Source organism: Pseudoxanthomonas sp. P4_B2, from assembly GCF_056402315.1.
Genome location: NZ_JBFUHQ010000008.1, coordinates 89,469 through 110,672, shown reverse-complemented (window position 1 = coordinate 110,672; position 21,204 = coordinate 89,469). Strand labels below are relative to the sequence as shown.

Here is a 21,204-nt window from a genome sequence, read left to right as displayed (position 1 = left end):
ACGCTACGCCGATTGCGCCATTTCGACGAGTTTCCGGAAGCTACGATGCTGCAGGACCTCTTCGCGTGTCGCACGGTTTATGGATTTCTTCCAGACCTCATAGGATTCGCGCAACGCATCGAAGCCCCAACGTTCTCTTATTCTTGATGACCCGGATCGGACGCGGTCGGCGATCCGCAGCGTGACTATTGCGGCCTCGTCTACGAGTCCCGCATTCGCCTTACTGCGATCGTCCATAGACCACAGCGGACCGCGATGAAGCCAACGCGTGAAAGTGTCCAGGCTGCCGGGAAGGCCAATATGGAAGCTGCCAACGCCCAAATAGGATTCCAGCGTCAATACCTTATGCGTCAAGTTGCCAGGCAAGTACAAGGTGTCGCCCGTGGACACTAGGAACCAGCGCGACGAACGCAAGCCCACGAAAGTACCGATGTCGAATGCGGCTTGCTCGCCGCTTACATGCTGGCGCTCCACATCTTCCAGTCCTGCCGCCATGCCTTCGAACGCATCCCAAGCCAGCCAGAGTTTCTTGCCGAAGAAACAATGATTGGTGCCGTCGGGATCGTCAGAGTGGGAATCCGTCACGTTGCCCTTGGAGGCTATGACCAAAGTCATCATCTCTTGCTCAGACAGGTGGTCGGAGCCGCGGATCAAGGTGTTGAAGTCGCTGAGTGCGCGGGTGTCGATGACTTCTTCGACACGGGTTCCTCGAATGTGCAGGTCCGTTACGCCCACGATTGCCCGGCCGCCCAACCACCTGCGCATGATTTCCCGCACAGGCAATCGCTTGAGCGCGTGAGAAGGCCCGACTTGGACGCGCGAGGTTTCACGTGGCGGGAAGCGATGGCTCAACGCATGCACCAGCGCATCCTGCATCGTTGCCGAGCGATGGCTCTTGACCAAGATCGGCACCCCACGAAAAACCGCAACCTCGCGCCGGGCCATTTTCTGGAACATGGCGCCGCGGGAGTACGGCTCTGCGTGCACCTGCTTTCTAGCCAAGGATGCCGCGTATTTCGCGGCCACGCGCAAGGTGGCATCCATGTCGCGTGCCGTCGCCCAAAGCGTATCGAAAGCCCCACCCTCAACCATGCTCCCTCCTTCCCAAGCATCGGCTACTCCGCACAAGCGACGGCCCGTACCGCAACGGGCACCCTATCGGACGCGGCCCTCTATGCGTCGACGGCGTCAATTACGCTTTCGTCTCGGGAGCACGGCGGATGATGAGATCCACATCCGCCATACCCGTTAACCCGTAGTCTGATCGTCGATTGGCGCGCTCGGACCGTTGACCTTTACCGAGGTGATTCCACCCTCACGCGCCGCATCGGAGGAATACGTTTCGCTGCTTCCGATGATTTCGCCGTTGGCGGCCTTGAGGTTGAACATGGGCTTGCCGTTAGTCGCGTTCTTGCGGACGTAACGTGCGTCGATGGATGAGTTTGTCTTGACCGACTGGATGCCGTTGTTTGCTCCGGCCTTGGTCGTGTAATGCTCGCTGGTAAGGATCGTCTCCCCGTTTCCAGCCTTCAGCACAAAGTGATACTGGCCACCACTTGGCCCGGTCAATAAGTATCTGCTAGCCATCACCTAACCTCTCAAGGTCGGCGTATTGGAGCGTCTTCCGCCAATCCGCGGACACAAAGGTAGAAATAAAGGGAACGGAGGCAGTCAAGCCGATTGACTGCCTCCGTCCCTGCCGTGCCCCGGGTTTATGGGAGCACTCGGAGCTACGGGACGCAACGTAAATAGTTCACATCCCAGGGAATGACCCCGCCATCGAATCGGGTGTGTCCCTGCTCGGTTACGAGGATGATTCGGTGAGAGGACGATCGGCGAAGGTCGCTTTGACGCGTCTGGATATCAAAAAGTACGGCACCCAGATCAGCATCGCGATGCCTGAGCGGAACAATATCGCGAGGCCCTCATAATCGGTTCCCCGATCGGCAAGCGAAGGGATCTGTCCTGCGATGACATAGTAGGCGGCCGCTATGACAAAGCTGCCCACCAGCAAACTAATGGCGGACTTTGGCGCATACGAGGAACGAACGACCAGCAATGCCAGAGTGATCATGGCCATCGCCCCCATGGCGATATTCCCTGCTAGCTGGAACAGCAGAACGCGTTGCCACATGGGGTCATAGATGGGCGAGTCGGGCCGGGTGAGCGCTTCCCAGGTGCCGTCGCGGAATAGAGGCAGGAAGGTGGAAACAATCAGGATGCCGACCCTGACGATCTGCCAGATGACGAATCCAGTGAAGAGGAGCAGCCATCCCCACAGGCCGTCCAACTCATTAATTTCTTCGTTCACTTCGCCCCCCCGGGCTTTCCCCACCCGCCTAGTGTGCCCGATGCGCGCACGGTCTGGGTTAAGGTCAAGGGCGTAGGAGGAGGAATGGAGCTCGATCTGATTCCGTTGTCAGCCCGGCACCGGCGGCAGCTCGGGCGCCTCCAGGCCCTTGAACGGATCGCGCCACGCGTCGATCTCTTCGAGCTGGCGATACCAGCGCTCGACGGAGGGGTAGTCGCTCAGCGGCAGTCCCGCGACATCGTTGAAGGGCAGGAATGCCGCCATTCGGAAGTCGGCATAGGACACCGAATCGCCAACCAGCCATCCCCGCCCGGAAAGCTCGGCATCGAGGAGTGCGGCTGCCTTTCCGAAGCGCCTCAGTCCCTCCTTGAGCTGCTGCTGATCCACCGGACCGAGTCTGTACCGCTGCTTTGTCCCGCGTTCGAAATGCACCATGTCGCAGGCTCTTGCGAAGTTCTCCTTGCCCCAGCTGAGCCATTGCATCATCTCGGGTTCGTCGTCGTCCGTACGCCAGAAATCCGAACGCGCGTCGCGCGACAGCCGGCAGGCGATGGCATCGGTCTCCCAGAGGCTTTTCCCCGGGCCCAGCAATATGGGCAACAGCAAATTCGGGTTAAGTGCGCGATACCGCTCACTCTGGCCCGGAGCCAGCGGCGCAGCGAACTCGAACTCGACCTTCGCATCCAGGTGGCGGGCCACCGCCACCGCGAGGCGTGGATTGGGGTTGCGGCTGAAGAGCAGTTTCATTGCGTGCTGGTCCTTTGAAATGGAGGCCGAGGCTGCGAAGGGAAAACGTACTCCATACTGTTCTCGGCAAGCCGTTTAGGAACGTTCGCGCCGCTTTTAGCGGTCCTGCTTATGGATTCCGCCGCCATACCACCGGTGCGAACCACACTCGTATCGAGGGCAGAAACATCATGCAACCCACGGCGATGCGCGTGACAATACGAGCCATCGCCAAACCTCCATCGATGAGGCCTGCGGTCCATGGCGTGAGTTCCGCAAGCGAGATGACAGGTATAAAGGTCAACAGCACTACCCACATGCGCGCCCACTGCTTGCCGCGGAGCAACGCCAAGCTGATGCCAGCCGTGAACACGCCAATAAGCAACCATGCGGGAATGGACAGCAGGGGTGCGTCCAATCCTTTGACAAGCACGCTGGTCAGGGCAAGTAGATACGTAGCGACATACAGGCCCACCAACAATTTGATGACCGCGGGCGCCGTGGGCCGTATTTCCTTCGAAAGTTCAGCAGTTGGTGCCTGATAGGGATTGTCGGTAGCGTCCATGCCGGAATGATAGCGGCAGGACGGACTCATGCGCGCCGGACAGAGGAGCCAGAGGGAATACTGGTTTGAAAGCGGACAATCACTCCGGGTCCTGACCTCTTCGAGTCTTGAGCGACCGCCTTAGCCCACCGGCGACTGATCGATGCCAGATCACGGACCGAGTGCTATGGCATGATCGAGATGCAACGATCGGAATGGAGCACGAAACAAATGCAATCTTCCCGGATACCGTTCGAACTCAGCCTCGCCTACCCGCAATGGCAGGGATCGGGCCGGCATGAGAATCTCGCGCGCGGTGCAGCCGCGGCGGCTACGGTGTGCGGACAGTACGCGCCGCAGGTGCTCGTGCCGTTGAGCCACGACAATGCGGAAAGTGCGCACGGCGTCCAGCGCTGGGAAGCGATCTTCGCGCAGTTCCGCAGCGCACAGGATATTCTCTCGCGCTCCGGCGCAAACCGTGTGCTGACCGCCGGCGGCGATTGCGCCGTGGATGTCGCGGTGATCGATTATCTAAACGGAACCCATCCAGGGCTCAACGTGATCTGGGTAGACGCCCATCTCGACGCCAACACGCCCGCGACTTCTCCCAGCGGCAACTTCCACGGCATGCCGGTGAGTGCGATCCTGGGGCGCGCACCGGAGCCGATGCGGCCCTTTCTGGGCGCGCCGATCGATCCGGCCCGCTTCCACTACTTCGGCATCCGGATCGGCGACGACGGCGACTGGGCGCTGCAGCGCGAACTGGACCTGAAGCTGCTGGATCCGGAAACGGCCCTCAGCGGTCCGGTCCACATCCATTTCGACCTGGATGTGCTCGATCCGAACGAATTTCCTTACGTCGCCTATCCCGAGGGCGGCGTCGGTATCGAAGAGGCGATCGCACTCGTTAGTCGTATCGCGCGTGAAGCTGACGTAGTCGGCCTCACCATCACCGAATTCGCCCCCTCCAATGAAGAAGAGGCCCGCGAAGGCAGCAAGTTGATTGCAAGACTATGCGAAGCAGTCGCCAATCCATAATGCCGAAGAGGAATGCGAGCCGGTCCGCGATGCCCTCAACGCAGCCACGCGGATGGCGTTAACGCGGACAGAATCGATACCTCACTCAGCTCGCATGTGCGGCACGCGTATGCGCCGCTTTCTTGGCGGCCAATGAACGACCCACACTGCCTTTGGTTTTCGCAGCTCTCTTGGCCGCGGCCGAGCGATCAGCAGCGCTGCGCTTGCCGGATGCGGATTTGGCCTGGCGCGACAACGCGCGTTTCGATGCCGCCGCGCTGTCTTCACGCTTGAGCGCTTTCTTCACCGCATTCGAACGCGTACGCGATGGAGTCTTTTTCGCCGCTCCATCTCCAACTTCGATATCCCTCTCCGCCTTTTGCCGCGTTTCCGCGCTGGCCGTTCCTTTCTTGGGTGGAGGCAGATCGACGCCTGAGCGGCGCGCTTTCGACAAACCGATCGCAATCGCCTGCTTGGCGAATCTGGCGCCGTGCTTGCCTTCGCGGATATGTTCCATTTCCTCGTGTACGAATTCGCCGGCCTGCGTGCTCGGCGATTTCCCTTCGCGCTTATCTCGTTTAGCACGCTCTATGGTCTGCTTCTCTGGCATGAGAGTTCTCCCAGTTAGAGGACCCAGCGCCGAGGAGAATTCCTCGACGGCTGGCTGGATCCTCTACCGGAGGCCATTACTACCTTGAGCCGAGACGATCGACCCTTCTCCGGCACACGGACCGTAACGCTATCGACGTTACAGCTCGGTCAACATAGCGATGCGAAAGCGTTCTACTTCAGCGAAGACCTGCACGAAGAGTTCATGAAATCGCGAACGTTGCGGTGCGGTGAGAATCGGCGGCGTTCTGATTCACGTGAGTGAAACTCAAAGAAGACGAACATCGCAGTTCGGCAACCGCAACGGAGGAACAGTCATGACCAGCGTAAGCGCCGTAATGACCCCCAATCCGGCCGCATGCAGGATCAACACGCCTGTGCGCGACGTCGCCCGCATGATGCTCGATAACGACTGCGGCCAGATTCCCGTACTGGACGATCGGAACAGACCGATGGGCGTGGTGACCGATCGCGATATCGCCATACGCATGGTCGCCAAAAGCGGCAACGTAGCGGCCACCGCCGGCGACGTGATGACCTCGCCGATCAAGACAGTGCGAGCCGATAGCGATTTGAAGGACTGCATCTCCTTAATGGAGGAAGCAAAGGTGCGCCGAGTCCCAGTGGTGGATGCTTCCGGAAAGCTCGCCGGCATCGTTGCATTGGCCGACATCGCTCTGGCGGGAAAAAGCAAAGCGACCGCGGAAGTCGTCAAAGAGGTCTCCGCGCCGATGCGCGTCGCCTAAGTGTCGCTCCGGCAAACGGCTCCGATACTATTCACGCCGGAACCCGAACGGGGGAATGGCGCGGCGCCAGGTCCGCAACATGCACGCTTGACGCCGCTATTCATTCGTTATCCCAGTCGAATGCATTTCGTCAGTTGCCGCGGTCGAAATTGTACTGCGCCGAAGCCGCGTTGCTGATAAGCCCGGAGAGAGGCAACAACTGGCTCAGGAATCGATTCCAGCGCGTGACGCCGGCTGGGCCTACCCATACTACGTCGCCCTGACGCAGAGAGAATCGATCGGCCAGTGCGAAGGCCGCGGGCGATTTCGCATCGAGGTGGTAAACGGTAGCCGGCGAACGCTGCATGTCCTCGACCCCGCGTATGACATACACCGCTTCGCCTTTTGCGGTGATCGGATTCAGCCCTCCAGTGCGGCCCAACGCTTGCGTCAGCGACATGTCGGTAGTCTTGAAGGTGATTGCTTGGGGTCTCAGCACCTCACCGATTACGTACACCTCCTTGCGATCGTTGAACGGCAGGAACAGATGGTCCCCTGGTTTCAGATAGATGGTCGGCGCAACGCTGCCATCGCGATTCAATGCGTCCAGGTCGAGGCGATAATTGCGCTGATCGCGGGTGAGCACGAAACCAGACAGGTCGGCTTGCTCGACGTCGATGCGCGCCTTGCCGATCGCCTGCGCCAGAGTCAGCGGAACTGTGGTCATTTCCTGCGGCGAGGTGTCGGTGAAGGCGCCTTGCAGGGCAACGCGGCTACCGAAACCCACCACGTTCACATCCAGCTGCGGATCGTGCAGGTATTTGGCCAGCCGACTGGAAAGGGTGCTGCGCAACTCTTCGATGCTCATGCCGGACACGTTGATCTTGCCGGCGTAGGGATAGAAGAAGGTTCCATCCGGTTGCACCAGACGGCCATTGGTTACCGCTTGTTGCTGACTGCCGGCGGGCGTGGTCAGTTCCGGATGGTCCCACACGGTGACCAGAATGGTATCGCCCGGCTGGATGCGGTAGGTCTCGGGTCGATAGCTGGCCAATTCGGCCGGCACCGGCTCGGTGATTCTTTGTGGCGCGACCAGTTCAGGAGTGATGGCGACCATTCTGACGTCGGTGCCATTGACCAATTCACCGTTGCCCGATCCTCGGGTGGACATCTGCTGGCCCGCGCATCCAACGAGCATGATCGAAATGATTGTGACGGCACAGGAATGAGTAATATTGTTCACTTTCGGAACCCTCTTACTGATGGCACCGGCATCGAATGCGATGCCTTCTGTCTCTCGCCTTTTACCTTGCGGCGAGGGAGTGCCCGGTTGCCTTTCATCGAAGCATGCTTTGATCGAAGCATGAGCCGCGCGATTGCGGTCTTTCGGCATGGAGAGCGTAGTGAGCCGGTTGCATTAGGCGTGTGAAAAATCCTGGCTCGACCAGGCCTTTCATGGCAACGAAAATGAATATTCCGCAACCGCGGAGTGAAACGAAAATTTCAGTCCGAGATCTGCAGATAAAAGGCCATTAGACCCGCGTATTCCTTCCATGCGCGACCGCTGCGCCAAAGGGCTCTGCGCGATGGAAACCACCGCTGCCGCCAAGTGGCGCGATTGGCCGGCTCCGGCACCGGCACCGCCAGGACTTCGAGGCCGGCCTGGCGAAAAAGAAGGCTGGCGCGCGGCATATGCAACGACGAGGTGACCAGCAACACCCGCTTCATCCCGCGACTCCTGAGCATTGCCGTGGTATTGCGTGCGTTGTCGCGGGTGTCGCGACTATGTTCTTCGAGCATCAGCGCCGAAGCCGGAACACCCAGCCGGGCGATGGCCTCGGCCATTCGGTACGCTTCGCTATCGCCATTCCCTCCGCCACCGCCACCAGAAAGAACGATCACCCGCGCGCGCCCGGCCAGCCATGCGCGCGCGCCAGCGGCAAGCCTGCTGCCTTCCAGTTGGTTCGGATGCACTTGCGGACGGTCCAACCACGCATAGTCGTTGCCTCCACCCAGTACGACAACGGCGTCCGCCCGCGGAAGCGCGGCTTCGTCCATTATCGGATACCTGTTTTCGAGCGTGCCGCGCAGCCAGTCCGAGACCACCGGCACCGACCAAAGCAGCGACCACAACAGCGCGAACGAGCATAGTGCGATGGCGGTCTTTCGCCGGCGCAGGATCATCAACAACAAGCCGCACAGCCCGACCCACAACGACAGAGTCGGCGGATAGGTCAGCGATACCAGGAACTTGTCCGTCAGCGCAGCGGCGCTCTGCATCGATGCGATCAGATCACTATCCCCCTGGACACATAGAGGTAAAACACCGCGCACGCGACGATCAGGCAGAATCTGATCAGCAGCGGCTGGCGCAGCAGCGATAGCCGGTTGCAACACAGAATAGCCGCCAGGATGAGCGACACTGCGAGCCAGGCGGGGAGCAGGTAGCGGTTGGAGAAATAACCCCAGCCGACGGCGAAGAACGGCAGCAGCATGACCAGATAGACCGCCGTGCTGTCCATGATCTTCTCCCGGTACTGGGCTTTGATCAGTGGGGAAAGCAGGTGAGGCAGCACATACCAGAAAATGGAGAACGCTGCGAAATCCATGCGCACACCCGCTTCGAAGCGCGTTGTAGCCGTGTATTCCATGACGGTGTGGTACAGAGCGGGGAACAGGATGCCTATCGCCTTCTGCGACAGTCCGGAGATATAGGAAAGAAAGGCGGCGGCGGCCAGGAAGCGCTGCATGTTGGGTCGCAGCAAAAGGACGGGGGCCAGGACGAGATACAAAAGCGCCGATACATGGAAACTGCTGGCCAAAGCGCCATACAGAGCGAACTTCCACCAATGTCGCTGGTGGAACGCCAGCAACGATGCAAAAATGAGTAGTGCGGCCAACCCCTGCCGGATCGCGTTGATGGACGCGTTGACGAACATCGGCGAAACCAGCAGCAACATCAAAGAAGCGCTGAGGAAGGTGTAGTAACCGGCCGCCGTGCCGCCGAGGTAGCGGAAGTAACGACGGGTGGCGGCCACGGCGGTCGCCAGCAGCAATGCGAACAACGCCACCTGATAACCGATCAAGCTCAGGCCCAGTCGGCGGAGCCCGTAGCTCAGATAGACGAAGCCGGGTTCCAGCCGCGTCTCGACCAACCCGCCGCCCAGCCTCTGGTAGAAGCCGGCATAGGCATCGGTATCGGTACCGGTATCGAGCGACCGAGTGCCGATCAGCCAGCAGCCGAAAATCGCTACGGCGAGCAACAGCAGCAGGCTGAGGACATTCGCCGCCGAAGCATCGGCATGGTGATGGGGACGCAGGAGGGGATCGGGACTGGTCGCAGGGGGCGTGATCATCGTTGGAAAAACCTCCCTTCCGAATGGATCCGCCGGAGCATCAGCAGCATCTGGCGACGCGCCCGCCGAATCATGCCTACACTACGCGTGAACATGCGTTCACGTGCCGTCACCAGGCCCAATCTTTGCAGTTCGTCGCCTACCTGGCGGCCTGCGTGCCGCATCGCTTCCAGATCCCCGCTCAGACCGCCTGCGCCATAGCTCGGCTTATGCAGGTAGGCCAGCGCCTGGTTGATCTTTGCGCAGCGATATCCGGAATGGGCGATCTGCGCCCATAAAAGGAAGTCCTCGACCCTGCGGAACTTTTCGTCGAAACGGAAAGGAAGATCCCGGCGCAGCATGACCGAAGGCGTGGGGAAAGGATTGTTCAGCAGCATCCGTCGGCGCCCGACGATTTCCGTGCGTATCGGCATCCGCAACGGAAGGGGTTCCAGCCCGCGCTCGCGTACTTTCACGCGATGCGCAATCAATGCGATTTTCGGATCTGCAGCCAGCGCTTGTGTCTGAAGTTCTATCTTGCGCGGAACCCAGGTGTCATCCGCATCCAGGAACGCTAGGTAGTCCTGGGTGGCCCGCGCCCAACCGGCATTGCGAGCCCGCGACGGACCACCGTTGGCGGGCAGTGCGATTACTTGAATCCAGCCGGGGGGGTACTCGGCTGCGAGCGCATGCAACGTTTCCAAAGTGTTGTCGCCGCTGCAATCGTCGATCAGCAGCACTTCGGCGGGCGACAGGGTTTGCGCTGCTATCGAGGCGACTGCGGCCGAAATGGTGTCCGCGCAACGAAAACACGGCACCACCGCGCTCACCGGCGCGCGGGACCGCATGCTCAACAGGGACAGGTCCGCGGTCATGGCACCGGTACTGCCCAGGGGGCGCGCCGGAAGATTTCCCGAGCCTGCACCGCATAGTCTTCGCGGGACAGGCCTGGCATGTCTTCGCCGCTAATCATTGTTTCCAGTCCGTCAGCGAAAGCAGCGGCTCCGTTATGTTGCGCGGTGATGCGGCGCGAGGCAGGCAGGCCGATATCGTCGGCGAAATCGGCGCATTTGGGGTGGTAATCGACGATCATGAAGGGCACGCCGGCCATGTAAGCGACGATCGCTCCGTGCAGACGGGCGCTGATGAACGCATCGCACTCTCCGATAGCTTGGGCGGTCGCAATGGGATCGCAATGGAGATAATCGATTTGCCGTGCCGGAACGCCATGGGCCGTTAATGCCTGATGCCAGGTTCGCGCCAGTTCCATGTCGCCGTGAAGAGAGTGGCCATTGAGACTGAAGATTTCCACCTGCAGGCGATAACGAGTGTTCAGGGCCTTCAGAGCTTCGATCATCGACTCCTGCAACGTCGTCGCCTCGGGCGTCGAATATCCCGGCCTTGACGAATAGCGGCACGGGGCCACTCCGATGCGTAGCTTTTCACCCTGTGCGGGCAACCGAGGGCGCCCCGACGGCGGCAGCAGCATGGACAACAGGCCCGCGAGATCGCGGCCCCGATGGAGGCGTTCGCCGAGCCCCATCTCGCGCGCCAACTCATAAGACCGACGATCACGCACCGCGAGGTACGAAAGTCGGCTGATGAAAGCCTTGGCCGATTCTTGCGAAGCGGCATCCTCGAACGGACCGACCGATACACCGATCGCCGCAAGTTTCAGGCGACCGCGGCGCTGCGCGGACAACATCAACGGCTCACGGAACGACCCCCGCCCGTTGATCACCGAGCCTCCGCCCATTACCAGCAGATCGGTATTGCGTACTCCACGGAGGAAGCTATACAGCCTGCCTGTCCTGCCAAGAAGACCCGAGCCGCCGTAGACAGCGGGCGGATACCATCCCGGCATGGTGTAAAGCGAATCCACTGCCGCGATCGCCGGGCCGATCATCCTGGGCGTAGCGTTCCAGAACCGGCGCGAGGCGGCGGCGCAAATGGCCCCGAACAGGTCGTCGCCGAAATTGCGCATGCCGTAATAGCCGGTGAAGCTGGCGCGCAGATCGCGTTCCATTATTCCTCCGCGGACCGCCTGATTTCTTGCACGCCGCGATACATGGAAAACAGCAGCAGGATTTCTGCCACAACCGTCGCCACGGCGGCGCCGAATTCGTCGTACTCCGGGATCAGGATCGCATTGAGGACTACCGCGGCGGCGGTCGCCCAGCCCATGGCGCGGACCCGATAACGCATATGGCCGCCGCTGAGCAGCGCGGAACCCACCGACGTGGACAGGAAGCGAATAGGAACGCACACCGCCAGCACCATGAGAATGCTGCCGACCTTGCGATACTCTTCACCGAAAATAGGAGGTATCAGCAGCGGCGCGGTTGCGGCCAAGCCCAATCCGGTCGCGGCACCCAGCAACAGCATGGCGATATTTCCCTGGCGATACACGCGCCAGAATTTCCGGTTGTCGTGCACCGCCCAACGGTGAAGTTTGGATAGCAGAAATTTCTGGTAGATAGTCGCGGGCAGTAGATAGATCGCCGTCATCACTGCCATGGCGATGCCGTATCGACCTGCCTGGACGTCGCCATTGATGTATTTGACCAGCACCGTACTTACCTGGAAAAACACCGGATAAAGTATAGCGGCGAGCCCGTAAGGCCAGGCTTCACGCCACAGGTCCAGGAGCCCCGGGGCCGCCACGGGCGCGCCCACCACGCGCGGGCCGTGCCCCTTCAGGTCCATCTTTCCCTCTCGCATGGCGAACCTGGGCAAGAAGGAAAGAACGAACACCAACGACGCCACCGCACAATAGCCCCACCCCACCGCGCGAGCGTCCATCGACGGAATTGCGAAGACCAGTAGCGCGACCAGCAAGCGGCCGCCCGGCATCAGCAGGTGCAAGCTCGCCAACTCGCCGTAACGGTCCTCCAGCCGCAATCTGCTGCCGACCAGATTCACCGCAAGCAGGCCCAGTATCACCGGGGAAAGCAGCAGGAGCATCGAGCGCGTCGGCGCATCGACCGGAGCTCCGAACAACGCCCAGGCGATCACCGCTCCTATGGCCAGCGCGGTGGTCAGCACGTTGAAGCGCAGCGACGCGGACAGCCAGCGATCGGCGTCCCATCCTTCCGCTCCGTAAACCCTCAAACGCAACTGCGACAGTCCGAAGCCGGCAAGCGGCGCGACCATCGACACCGTTGCCAGCGAGGAAGCGAACAGTCCGTAATCCGACGGGCCAAGATGGCGCGCGAGGATCGCCTGGGCCAGGAAAACGAAAAGCGCGCCCGCCATGGTAGCCACCCACAGCATCGAAATCGCCGCGATCGCCGACCGCCATGCGGCGGGAATCATGGCGCGACGGCGTGGTTCGCCGCGATCTCGGCGGACGGCATGCATAGCAACTCACCATAGACGTCGATGGTCTTCTGGATGACGATGCGCTCATCGAAATTCCGAAGTGCCTGCTCGCGCGCCTGCAGGCCGAGGCGTCGCAACAAGGAACGGTCGTCGTCCAGTTGCGCCAACGCTTCCGCCAGCGATCTGGCGCAACGCGGCTCCACCCGCAATCCGTCCACGCCGTGCTCGGTGACGACTTCGCGGCAGCCTGGCAGTCCGGTGGTGACCAGGGCAAGCCCGCACGCAGCGCCTTCGATCAGGCTCTTGGGCACACCCTCGCGGTAATAACTGGGAAGCGCCATCACATCCACCTGCCCCAGCAACTGCGCCATGTCCTCCACGTGCCCCAGCCACCGCAGCAGCCCGTCCCTGTGCCAAGCCTCCACTTCATGGCGCAGCACCGAACGCGGATTCCCCGCATCGGGCGTACCTGCAAGCAGTAATTCGATCTTGCGACCCTGCGCGCGCAGTTGTATCGCGGCATCCACGTACTCGCGAATGCCTTTCTCCCAAACCAGACGCGCAGCCAGCAGCACCTTGAGGGGACGATCTGCGGTGTCTTCGCGCACGGCTGGACAGAAACGCTCGGTGTCCACGCCCGAGCTTCTGATTAGCCGGATCTTCTCCGGTGCGGCAAGCCGGAGCTTGGCGAACGCTTCGGCATCATCGGGATTCTGCAAAATGATCCGCGAGTTTCCGTTCGCCAGCGTGCGTCGCATCAGCGCGACGACGAGGGGACGCAGCATGCGCGCCTTAACGTGGTCGCTGGTGAACACATAGCCCATGCCGGCCACTGCATTGACGACCGCCGGAATAGCGGCCGCGCGGGCTGCGACGGCGCCATACACCGCGCATTTCACCGTGAAGTTGTGCAGAAGATCCGGACGTTCCCGCTGCAGCAACCCCACCAGCTGGCTCAGCAGCCAGGTTTCGCGCAAAGGATTCAGACTGGAACGATCCATCGGCAGCGTCAACCAACGGATTCCGTACTCGGCGAAGCGCGCACCGAACTCCCCGGGCGGCGAAATCATCACCACCTCCACCCCCAACGTCCGCAGCCTCAGCGCCGAGGTTAGCCGGAAGTTGTACAGATACCAATCGGTGTTGGCGAAGTACGCTATTTTCATCGGGCTTTCACCGACCGTCATCTCAAGCCCGTGGATAGCCCGGGCGGTTCAATGTCGGCGGCGAACCATTGAAGGCGGCGCCCGGATTGTATTTGGGCGCCGCGCAGCAATGTTCCCGTCTTACCGGCCGAGCCCCTGGCCGGTTAGCACGTCATTAAGCAATGTCGTGCCCTATTCACAGCGGAATGCTCACGGCGGGATGCATCGCGCACCCCGCCGCGGGCGCTTACATGGCGTACGCCTACTTGGCGTAATAGTTGGTCAGAACCTTGATATTGGTGCAATCGCTTGTTTTCGCGATGTGCGCTCCGGTCCCGTTGTTCCCGTCTACCATCCCCACGATCGGCACCGCCGTGGCGGTGGTGTATTGGATGCCATGCAGACTAGCGTTGTTGTTGCGGAAATAGTTGCCGCTGACCTGGTAGTTGTCGGTTCGCACCCGAATCATCAAACCGACCAGCATGTTGTGGCGGATCCTGTTTTGAGTGATGTAGCCGTCGTAAGGCGAGATGGTCAGGATTCCGTAGCCGCTATTTTCCTCCACGTAGCATTTCTTGATGGTCACGCCCTGGACCCGCTTGTAGACCATGATTCCGTTGGCCTGGTTTTTGCGGATGTCGCAGTTCTCGATAAGCACGCTCGAAGCCGCGTTGTCATTGCTGGGCTCGACATCGATCCCGCACGCGAAGCTGAGCCCGCGATTGCTGCTGAACTCGCTGTCGTACACCTTTACGCCATGCGCATTGGCGATCGTCATCCCATGACGGCGGTTGCCGGTGGACACGATGTTCGAGATCATGACGTCGCGTGAAGGGATCGGAGCGGCATCGGCGACCATTGCACCGCCGATACAGACTCCATCACCCCAACACTTGGAAACCAGGATGTCGCGTACAGTTACTCGAGTAGAACCCAGCACCTGGATGCCATGGCCCCATTCGCCGGTGGTTCCCAAGTGGTTATCGCGGTCGCCCACGATCTGGCCGCCGGAAATCTCGACGTCGGACAGCTTGAACAGCATCAGCACGTAAGCGCGCTCTTCGCTGTTGCGCCTGGCCGCCAGTATGGCTCCCGAAGCCAGGCGCAAATGCATGTAGCTACGCAGGCGCACGGAGACTTTCGGGTCGATCACATACGTGCCTGCCGGCACGTCCACCGTACCGCCGGCGGCGGGTAGCGCGTTGATGGCCGCTTGGAACGCAGCGGTGTCATCGTGGATACCGTCGCCAAGGGCACCATAGTTCCGCACGCTCAGCACGGTGCTGCCCCGCCTGAGGGTGGGAAGCGAATAGTTAGAAACAGCGGAGACCGCCGCCGCCGCGGGCCCCCCAACGCCGATCAATGCAGGCACCGCAAGGAAAAGAGATTTAGTCAAAAAATCGCGCCGCGCCATTCCCGGCTCGCACGCCTGGCGCGCAAGTTCATTCTTCTTCATTAATTTTCCTATGTGAGATGTGTTTGAGCAGCCGCGAATGCTGGTTTTTCACGTCTTTTTTACGGCGTATGCAATTTATATGCATACGCCTTTCAACCACAGCGTGCATTCCGATATATGTGATGAAACACCGGGTTTTCAGCTGTATTTATTCAGCCTGTCCCTATTAATTTTTGTCGTTTTATGCGTTTATGTTTATGACTACGCATCGCTTCACATTACTGACTGAGAGCGATGTAAAGGCCTTCTTTCACGCCGCTGAATGACAGCGTACGAATTGGCGGCTAGCCCGCATGGACTCCCGCTCACGAGCTGACGACAGGGTCCCGTCCTTAATGGTGAGGCATGCGTCAGTGGCGCTGTTTCCCAAAGGATATTGGTATGGGCATGCACGCCGACGAAGGTAATTCGGAATCCATTCCCCCAGTGAACCTGCTCTGGACGGGAGGCTGGGATTCGAGCTTCCGTTTGCTCCAGTTGTTGTTGCAGCATCGGCGAGAGGTGGTTCCCCATTACTTGCTGGACCCGACCCGCGCCTCTACCCGGGCGGAACTAGAAGCAATGGAGCGGATACGCAGCGCCCTGTTCGAGAAACACCCTCATACCCAGGCCCTTCTCCGGCCCCTCCGCAGCTTCGACATAGCCATGCTGGCTCCGGACGCCACCATCACAGAGGCGTTCCGGAAGATTGTGGGCGAGCGTTTCATAGGCAGCCAGTACGACTGGCTGGCGAGGTTCTGCAAGCAGCTGGGAATTGCGGAGCTGGAGCTTGCGGCCGGCCATCGCGGCGGCAGAATCCAGGGAATCATTGGCGCGATGGTGGTGAAGACTACAGACCAGGGATACGTGTCTTACCGACTAGACTCCGCGCATTCGGACACGAAAGAGTTCGCGGTCTTTGGCGGATTCTCTTTTCCGCTGTTCGAGTTGAACAAGCAGGAAACCGGAACTATCGCTGCCGAACAAGGGTGGCTGGACATCCTTCGCATGACCTGGTTCTGCCACAAACCCGGCAAGAACAACGAACCGTGCGGATATTGCAACCCGTGTCTTTACGCAGTCGATGAAGGATTCGGCTGGCGGATCCCTCGCCGCAACCGCATCAAGGGAATTTTCTATCGCGCGCTGGTTAAGCCGATGAAAGCGCCTGCCAAGGCCGCCCTGCGGCAGCTCGGAATAGGTCGAGACCCGCGGTTCCCGTGATCATTCGATGACGTTATCCGATTCGATGCGTATCGTCGAGCTGTCGTCGGCGACTCGTACCTGGTGCTCGCCGCCACGGCCTCGATCGTTTCCGCTGAGCCGATTTCTCGCTACCCGGACATTGCGGGAACCGGTACGGACCAGTATCCCTTTCAGGACGTTGTCGCGAATGATGTTGTCGGTGAAGTCGCAATCGATGGCAGTCACGGCCAGAATGCCGTCGCCGCGATTGCGTTCGATGACGCACTTCCTGACAGTTACCTCGCTGGCGCGTTTGTAGAGCGAGATGCCGGGGCCTCGATTGCTTCGCACCAGGCAGTTTTCGATGATGATGTCGCTCGCGGCACCGGTATCGGGTTCGATGTCTATACCCGCCCCGGGTAGGGTTCCGCCGGTATCGCTGAATGTGCAGCCTTGGATCCGCACATGACGCGAACTGCCGAGGGTCAATCCCTGGCGGCGGTTTCCTGCGCACACCACATTGTCGAAGACGTAGTCGCGGCCAGGACGCGATGGCCCGCCTTTCGCAGGCGCGATGCCTCCCGCGGAGATGCCATCGCCCCAGCAACGGGAAATGTGGATGTCGCGAACGGTGACCGCCGAGCAACCGCGGATCCGTATGCCGTGTCCCCACTCGCCAGTCGTACCCAGATGCGAATCGCGGTCGCCGATGATGCGCCCGCCGGAAATTTCCACGTTCTCCAATAGCTGGGCCAACACCACATAGGCGCGCGACGCGGCATTCGCCTTGGCCAGGAGCTTGGCGCCGGGGTCCAGTGACAAGTGCATCCGGCTACGCAACCTAACGCTGCGTGTAGGGTCGATGAGATAAGCCCCGGATGGGATGTGCACGGTGCCCCCCGCCTGCGGCAATGCATCGATCGCAGCCTGAAACGAAGCAGTATCGTCGCGCACTCCGTCGCCTTTGGCGCCATACGCGCGCACGTTGGTGGTGGCCTGACCCCGCACTCTTGAAACGGCGACGGCGGGGCCCGCGTACGACGCCAACGACCCGCAGGCTACGCCGGAAGCGAGTTTAAGCAGCCCATCCAGGAAATGCCTTCGCGACGCCGATAGGGCGCCTTCTTGACAGTCCGGGCTCATGCAGCGACCGCCTGCTGCTGGAGGTTGCGACGATGATGGGTCAACCACGGCAGTACGATGGCCAGCAGATAGAACTTCGAGGCGTGATACTTGTTGTTCAATCGCTGGCGATTCCGGTCGAGCCAAGGCACAGCGCCCGGCAGCAGGTCGCCGGCTTCTTCTGCGTAGTCGCGCACCCGCTCGAAGCGTTGCGCGCCCAGGCCGCATAGATCGAAGCGGAAGCTACCCTTCTTGCGCACGTAGGGCAGATCCGCGAAGCGCGTGGCGATATGCTTGCGTATCAGCATCTTGTTGACATGGGTGACCGGGTCGACCTTCTGATCGCGAGGCACCTCGCGATGGATCCATTCGCGCAGCATGCGGTCGCAGAATGGATAGGCCGCATGCATCGAGAGGGCGCTGGCGGTGTATAGCCCTTTGGCGAAAGCGCCAGCCGAACCCGCGATGGACATCGACATGTCGCGCCATTCCCACAGGCTGGTGGCCGACGCGATCTCGTCGTTGAATAAGGCCAACCGAGCACGCGATTCCCGTGCGATGGGACGGCCGAACAAGCCGTCGACTTCCTCATCGCTGAAACGGGAACCAGGGAAGACGCGTTCTATGGCATTCATCTGCAAGGTGCCGAGCACGAAGCAGAGCTGGAAGCTGCGATCGACCAGCGGCAGCTCGGAAATGCCGCTCGGCAGCCGCAGATTCCGGGCGAGTCGGGCAAGTATCCGGTGGTGCCGGTCTACGGGGGTCCCGAAATAGCTATCCGCACCCAGTCCGTCTATGACGCCATCGCCACCCCGCTCCTTGATCTCTGTCGCCAGATCCATATACGAAAGCAGGGCGAAGTCCGCCGTTAGCAGGGGCAGTCGCGGCACTGCGGCCAGGTAGCGGTCGTAGGCGCGTCCGGGATCGCACATCAGCGTTTCATGTTTAAGCCCCAGAGTCTGCGCGACATAAGTGGCCGATTCGACTTCGTTCTCCTCACGGCCGCCCAGGTAGGTGATGCACACGGTGTCCGGTCGGGCGTCGGCGCAAGCGATGGCCAGCGTGGTCGAATCCTTACCGCCACTCTGCAACAGCCAGGGCGCGCGCATGGGCTCGCAACTGCTGGCGACCGCCTGGCACAACAGATGGTGGTAGATGGCTACCCAATCCTGAACCTCGTCGACCACCTCGGGAACTTCACCTGCATTGCGGAACTTAAACTTGAACGTCGGTTCGGTGTTCATGTCGTGCTGCGGGCAGAACCCGAAGGTCACCAGCTTCACGTCTTCGAAGATCGAATGCGGCGGAAACACGAATGCGTTGCGCAGGAGATCGGCTACCGATATCAGGTCGATTCGTTTCTCCGCCGCGCGCCCCTCGGCGAGCACCGAAAAATCCGGCTCGCCGTAATAAGGAGACATGGTGATCTGCATGGACGCCTCACCTGGCCCTGGCCGGATTGCGTGCCGGAATGTACTCGTAGTAGGTGTACGTGTACTGGCCGGCGCCGCGCTTCTCCACGCCGTTGAAAATGGCGCCCCGGACTTCCACGCCGTTCTGTTCGAGCCGCTGCTTGGCCAGCGCGATTTCGCGCTGCTGGTTCAGGCCCCAGCGGACCACTATCAGGCAGGTGCCCACATGATGGCCGATGACCGCGGCGTCGGTGACCGCCAGCACCGGCGGAGTATCGATCACCACGATGTCGTAGCGTTCTGTCAGCTTCTGCAGCAGATCAGTGAAGTTGTCGTGCATCAGCAGCTCGGAAGGGTTGGGGGGAACCGCGCCGCGCGAAATGAATGAAAGGTTCTCGGCGCCGCTGATCCGACGGATCGCGTCGTCGAGCTCGATCTGTCCGGATATCAATTCGGACAGACCGTCTTCCGATCTCACCCCCAATGCGTTGTGCAACGTTCCGCGACGCATGTCGGCGTCCACCAGCATCACGCTTTGGCCGGCCTGGGCGATGGACACCGCCAGATTGGCGCAGACGAAGGTCTTGCCGACGCCGGGACTCGGCGCGGTGATCATCAGCAGATTGTTCCTGTTCTGCAGGCGCGCGAAATGCAAGCTGGTACGCAAGGTGCGCAATGCTTCCATGGCCAGATCCGTCGGCGCCTGCAAAGCCAGCAGGCGCTGCCGGCCGTCACGATGGAAACGTCCTGCGTTTTGGGTCAGCTCTCTGCCCCTGGTGCTGAGCGGTATAGAAGCGTAAACCGGCAGGCCCAGCAGTTCTATGTCGGCCGGATCTTCCACCCCTCGCTTGAACATCTGCTGCAGCAACACAAAGGCGGCCATGAGGATCGCGCCCAGCGCTGTGCCGCCCACCAATGTCGGAATGGGTTTGGGCCAGGTCGGGTTCTCAAGATTGACGGCGGCTTGATCGATTACCCGTACGTTGCCTACCGCGCTGGCACTGGCGATGTTGAGTTGCTGCGCCTGATCAAGCAGATTTGCGTAGGTTTGGTTAGTTATCTCGACATCGCGATTCAAGCGGAACAGGCCTTGCTCGGTGTCGGGCAGCTGATTGATGCGTCCGAGCAGCGCGCCCTTGTCCCGCTGAAATTGCCCTATCTGACGCTGCAACGCCTGATAGGTGGGATGCTCTGGAGTGAAGCGGCCGGAGATACCGGCCATCTCCACGCGAAGCTGGTTGATTCCCGAATCCAAGGCCAGACTCTGGTCCAGCAGGGCCTTGTTCTGGACGCCTACGTCCAAAGTCTGGGTACGCGCTTGGAAATTCCTCAAGGCGGCCTGCGCTTTGGCCAGTTCTTTGCGAACCTTGGGCAACTGTTCCGTCACGAACGCCAGGCGCTTGGCCGCCTCGGCCGAATTGCGGGCCACGTTCTGCCGCACATAGGCATTGGTGATCTCATCCAGCACCCTTCTGGCACGGACGGGATCGGTATGGTCGTAGGTCAAGGCGATGATGCCGGAATTCCTGCCCTGCTCCGTAGCGCTGATATTGCTCTTGAGCCCCTCCATGAGCGCGGTGGTATCCAGGCGCTCGACTTCGAAACGCATCCCGGGATTGGCGTTGAGATTCTTCACCGTCAACTTGATTCCGCCGGCTTCGATCGACTCGCCGCTGCGTCCACGCACCAGTACGCTGCCTTGGCTGTCGGACAAAACATAATTGCCGTTGTCGCCGGCTGTCAGCTGCAGGGGAACGCCGATCAGATCCTGGGGAACCTCCAGCTGGGTGATTTCCAGTTGTTCGCCGCCCCAGCCGTACTGCGACTGCTTCAGCCAGGGCGTCGCCAGTTCCCCCGGGTAGGACTGCTGGAACCGGCGCGCGACAAAATCGCCAATCACAGGGAAGCGTTGCGGGACCACTTCTATATCCAGGTTCAGATTCTGCAGGGCCTCACCGAGGACGCGCCGCGAGGTCAAGAGTTGGATCTCGGTGGCCGAAGCCGCATCCACTGTCGCCGGAGACTCCATCGACGGCTCGGCATTCAACCCGGGCACCGTGGGTGTCCGGCTTTCCACCTGCACCACCGCACTGGCCTCGTACTTCGGCGTTGCGATCACCACATAAGCCAGGCTCGCGAACAGGAAGAGCGCCGTGCCGAACAGAATCAGGCGCTTGTTCTCGGCCAGGGTACCCACGAGCGTCGGCAGGTCGATATCGTCTTCCCGGGCGATCGGCCCGATCTGGCCGTAGTTTTCGGTTCTGGTCATAAGATGGGTAGCCATTTGCCTCACCTTCTGCTGTCTGCTCTCTGATTC

General features: G+C 60.7%; 20 protein-coding genes. 3 read left to right on the top strand and 17 right to left on the bottom strand.

Annotation, left to right across the window (positions count from 1 at the left end):
* Positions 1-3 precede the first annotated feature (3 nt).
* The 5 genes from AC1DTQ_RS17465 to AC1DTQ_RS17445 all read right to left on the bottom strand — a co-directional run bounded on the left by AC1DTQ_RS17465 (position 4) and on the right by AC1DTQ_RS17445 (position 3,602).
* The gene (locus tag AC1DTQ_RS17465; RefSeq protein WP_477851219.1) at positions 4-1,092 is read right to left on the bottom strand and encodes a hypothetical protein; all 1,089 of its coding nucleotides are present in this window, start codon (positions 1,090-1,092) and stop codon (positions 4-6) included.
* Positions 1,093-1,248: 156 nt separating this feature from the next.
* On the bottom strand, positions 1,249-1,587 hold the full coding sequence (locus AC1DTQ_RS17460; protein WP_477851217.1) for a YegP family protein: 339 nt from the start codon (positions 1,585-1,587) through the stop codon (positions 1,249-1,251).
* Between the two features lie 217 nt (positions 1,588-1,804).
* The gene (locus tag AC1DTQ_RS17455; RefSeq protein WP_477851216.1) at positions 1,805-2,311 is read right to left on the bottom strand and encodes a DUF2569 family protein; all 507 of its coding nucleotides are present in this window, start codon (positions 2,309-2,311) and stop codon (positions 1,805-1,807) included.
* A gap of 108 nt (positions 2,312-2,419) precedes the next feature.
* On the bottom strand, positions 2,420-3,058 hold the full coding sequence (locus tag AC1DTQ_RS17450) for a glutathione S-transferase family protein (protein WP_477851215.1): 639 nt from the start codon (positions 3,056-3,058) through the stop codon (positions 2,420-2,422).
* Between the two features lie 109 nt (positions 3,059-3,167).
* Positions 3,168-3,602, bottom strand: coding sequence for a hypothetical protein (locus tag AC1DTQ_RS17445; RefSeq protein ID WP_477851214.1), 435 nt, complete (start codon positions 3,600-3,602; stop codon positions 3,168-3,170).
* A 210-nt stretch (positions 3,603-3,812) separates the two neighbouring features.
* On the opposite strand from AC1DTQ_RS17445, the gene AC1DTQ_RS17440 reads away from it, so the two are divergent.
* Positions 3,813-4,619, top strand: coding sequence for an arginase family protein (locus AC1DTQ_RS17440; RefSeq protein ID WP_477851212.1), 807 nt, complete (start codon positions 3,813-3,815; stop codon positions 4,617-4,619).
* Between the two features lie 85 nt (positions 4,620-4,704).
* Here the strand turns inward: AC1DTQ_RS17440 and AC1DTQ_RS17435 are convergent, their stop codons facing one another.
* A complete protein-coding gene (locus AC1DTQ_RS17435; protein WP_477851211.1) occupies positions 4,705-5,208 on the bottom strand; it encodes a DUF6496 domain-containing protein in 504 nt (167 codons plus the stop codon).
* A 316-nt stretch (positions 5,209-5,524) separates the two neighbouring features.
* Here AC1DTQ_RS17435 and AC1DTQ_RS17430 point away from each other — a divergent pair, with 316 nt between their 5' ends.
* A complete protein-coding gene (locus AC1DTQ_RS17430) occupies positions 5,525-5,953 on the top strand; it encodes a CBS domain-containing protein (protein ID WP_477851210.1) in 429 nt (142 codons plus the stop codon).
* A gap of 130 nt (positions 5,954-6,083) precedes the next feature.
* On the opposite strand, the gene AC1DTQ_RS17425 is transcribed toward AC1DTQ_RS17430, so the two are convergent.
* The 8 genes from AC1DTQ_RS17425 to AC1DTQ_RS17390 form a co-directional block, all read right to left on the bottom strand.
* Complete coding sequence (locus tag AC1DTQ_RS17425) at positions 6,084-7,130, bottom strand: polysaccharide biosynthesis/export family protein (RefSeq protein WP_477851209.1); 1,047 nt, start codon at positions 7,128-7,130, stop codon at positions 6,084-6,086.
* 305 nt (positions 7,131-7,435) lie between these two features.
* Positions 7,436-8,212, bottom strand: coding sequence for a YdcF family protein (locus tag AC1DTQ_RS17420; protein ID WP_477851207.1), 777 nt, complete (start codon positions 8,210-8,212; stop codon positions 7,436-7,438).
* Between the two features lie 8 nt (positions 8,213-8,220).
* Complete coding sequence (locus AC1DTQ_RS17415; protein WP_477851206.1) at positions 8,221-9,288, bottom strand: EpsG family protein; 1,068 nt, start codon at positions 9,286-9,288, stop codon at positions 8,221-8,223.
* Positions 9,285-10,142, bottom strand: coding sequence for a glycosyltransferase family 2 protein (locus AC1DTQ_RS17410; RefSeq protein WP_477851205.1), 858 nt, complete (start codon positions 10,140-10,142; stop codon positions 9,285-9,287). The genes AC1DTQ_RS17415 and AC1DTQ_RS17410 overlap by 4 nt, the downstream gene beginning before the upstream one ends.
* Positions 10,139-11,251: a polysaccharide pyruvyl transferase family protein gene (locus tag AC1DTQ_RS17405; protein WP_477851203.1), complete on the bottom strand. Its 1,113-nt coding sequence runs from the start codon at positions 11,249-11,251 to the stop codon at positions 10,139-10,141. Before AC1DTQ_RS17405 ends, AC1DTQ_RS17410 begins: the two co-directional genes overlap by 4 nt.
* Before the next feature lie 41 nt (positions 11,252-11,292).
* The gene (locus AC1DTQ_RS17400) at positions 11,293-12,582 is read right to left on the bottom strand and encodes an MATE family efflux transporter (protein WP_477851202.1); all 1,290 of its coding nucleotides are present in this window, start codon (positions 12,580-12,582) and stop codon (positions 11,293-11,295) included.
* Entirely contained in the window at positions 12,579-13,754 is a 1,176-nt protein-coding gene (locus tag AC1DTQ_RS17395; RefSeq protein ID WP_477851201.1) for a glycosyltransferase family 4 protein, read from the bottom strand. Before AC1DTQ_RS17395 ends, AC1DTQ_RS17400 begins: the two co-directional genes overlap by 4 nt.
* A gap of 241 nt (positions 13,755-13,995) precedes the next feature.
* Positions 13,996-15,189, bottom strand: coding sequence for a right-handed parallel beta-helix repeat-containing protein (locus AC1DTQ_RS17390; protein ID WP_477851199.1), 1,194 nt, complete (start codon positions 15,187-15,189; stop codon positions 13,996-13,998).
* Positions 15,190-15,576: 387 nt separating this feature from the next.
* Between AC1DTQ_RS17390 and AC1DTQ_RS17385 the strand changes: the two genes are divergently transcribed.
* Positions 15,577-16,392 (top strand): 7-cyano-7-deazaguanine synthase, encoded by an 816-nt coding sequence (locus AC1DTQ_RS17385; RefSeq protein ID WP_477851198.1) that lies wholly within the window; start codon positions 15,577-15,579, stop codon positions 16,390-16,392.
* Here AC1DTQ_RS17385 and AC1DTQ_RS17380 read toward each other — a convergent pair whose 3' ends face one another.
* From AC1DTQ_RS17380 to AC1DTQ_RS17370, 3 genes are read right to left on the bottom strand one after another with little or no spacing between them, the layout of a single operon-like run.
* Entirely contained in the window at positions 16,393-17,496 is a 1,104-nt protein-coding gene (locus AC1DTQ_RS17380; protein WP_477851197.1) for a right-handed parallel beta-helix repeat-containing protein, read from the bottom strand.
* Positions 17,493-18,908, bottom strand: coding sequence for an asparagine synthase-related protein (locus tag AC1DTQ_RS17375; RefSeq protein ID WP_477851195.1), 1,416 nt, complete (start codon positions 18,906-18,908; stop codon positions 17,493-17,495). Before AC1DTQ_RS17375 ends, AC1DTQ_RS17380 begins: the two co-directional genes overlap by 4 nt.
* A gap of 7 nt (positions 18,909-18,915) precedes the next feature.
* A complete protein-coding gene (locus AC1DTQ_RS17370) occupies positions 18,916-21,156 on the bottom strand; it encodes a polysaccharide biosynthesis tyrosine autokinase (RefSeq protein WP_477851193.1) in 2,241 nt (746 codons plus the stop codon).
* Between the last annotated feature and the right edge of the window lie 48 nt (positions 21,157-21,204).

Excerpts from the sequence above, each read along its gene's own strand:
- AC1DTQ_RS17375 (WP_477851195.1), bottom strand. The coding sequence starts at position 18,908 with ATGCAGATCACCATGTCTCCTTATTACGGCGAGCCGGATTTTTCGGTG.
- AC1DTQ_RS17385 (WP_477851198.1), top strand. The coding sequence starts at position 15,577 with ATGCACGCCGACGAAGGTAATTCGGAATCCATTCCCCCAGTGAACCTG.
- AC1DTQ_RS17400 (WP_477851202.1), bottom strand. The coding sequence starts at position 12,582 with ATGATTCCCGCCGCATGGCGGTCGGCGATCGCGGCGATTTCGATGCTG.
- AC1DTQ_RS17460 (WP_477851217.1), bottom strand. The coding sequence starts at position 1,587 with ATGGCTAGCAGATACTTATTGACCGGGCCAAGTGGTGGCCAGTATCAC.
- AC1DTQ_RS17380 (WP_477851197.1), bottom strand. The coding sequence starts at position 17,496 with ATGAGCCCGGACTGTCAAGAAGGCGCCCTATCGGCGTCGCGAAGGCAT.
- AC1DTQ_RS17395 (WP_477851201.1), bottom strand. The coding sequence starts at position 13,754 with ATGAAAATAGCGTACTTCGCCAACACCGATTGGTATCTGTACAACTTC.
- AC1DTQ_RS17435 (WP_477851211.1), bottom strand. The coding sequence starts at position 5,208 with ATGCCAGAGAAGCAGACCATAGAGCGTGCTAAACGAGATAAGCGCGAA.
- AC1DTQ_RS17370 (WP_477851193.1), bottom strand. The coding sequence starts at position 21,156 with ATGACCAGAACCGAAAACTACGGCCAGATCGGGCCGATCGCCCGGGAA.
- AC1DTQ_RS17445 (WP_477851214.1), bottom strand. The coding sequence starts at position 3,602 with ATGGACGCTACCGACAATCCCTATCAGGCACCAACTGCTGAACTTTCG.
- AC1DTQ_RS17440 (WP_477851212.1), top strand. The coding sequence starts at position 3,813 with ATGCAATCTTCCCGGATACCGTTCGAACTCAGCCTCGCCTACCCGCAA.
- AC1DTQ_RS17450 (WP_477851215.1), bottom strand. The coding sequence starts at position 3,058 with ATGAAACTGCTCTTCAGCCGCAACCCCAATCCACGCCTCGCGGTGGCG.
- AC1DTQ_RS17425 (WP_477851209.1), bottom strand. The coding sequence starts at position 7,130 with ATGCTCGTTGGATGCGCGGGCCAGCAGATGTCCACCCGAGGATCGGGC.
- AC1DTQ_RS17420 (WP_477851207.1), bottom strand. The coding sequence starts at position 8,212 with ATGCAGAGCGCCGCTGCGCTGACGGACAAGTTCCTGGTATCGCTGACC.
- AC1DTQ_RS17410 (WP_477851205.1), bottom strand. The coding sequence starts at position 10,142 with ATGACCGCGGACCTGTCCCTGTTGAGCATGCGGTCCCGCGCGCCGGTG.
- AC1DTQ_RS17465 (WP_477851219.1), bottom strand. The coding sequence starts at position 1,092 with ATGGTTGAGGGTGGGGCTTTCGATACGCTTTGGGCGACGGCACGCGAC.
- AC1DTQ_RS17405 (WP_477851203.1), bottom strand. The coding sequence starts at position 11,251 with ATGCGCAATTTCGGCGACGACCTGTTCGGGGCCATTTGCGCCGCCGCC.
- AC1DTQ_RS17430 (WP_477851210.1), top strand. The coding sequence starts at position 5,525 with ATGACCAGCGTAAGCGCCGTAATGACCCCCAATCCGGCCGCATGCAGG.
- AC1DTQ_RS17390 (WP_477851199.1), bottom strand. The coding sequence starts at position 15,189 with ATGAAGAAGAATGAACTTGCGCGCCAGGCGTGCGAGCCGGGAATGGCG.
- AC1DTQ_RS17415 (WP_477851206.1), bottom strand. The coding sequence starts at position 9,288 with ATGATCACGCCCCCTGCGACCAGTCCCGATCCCCTCCTGCGTCCCCAT.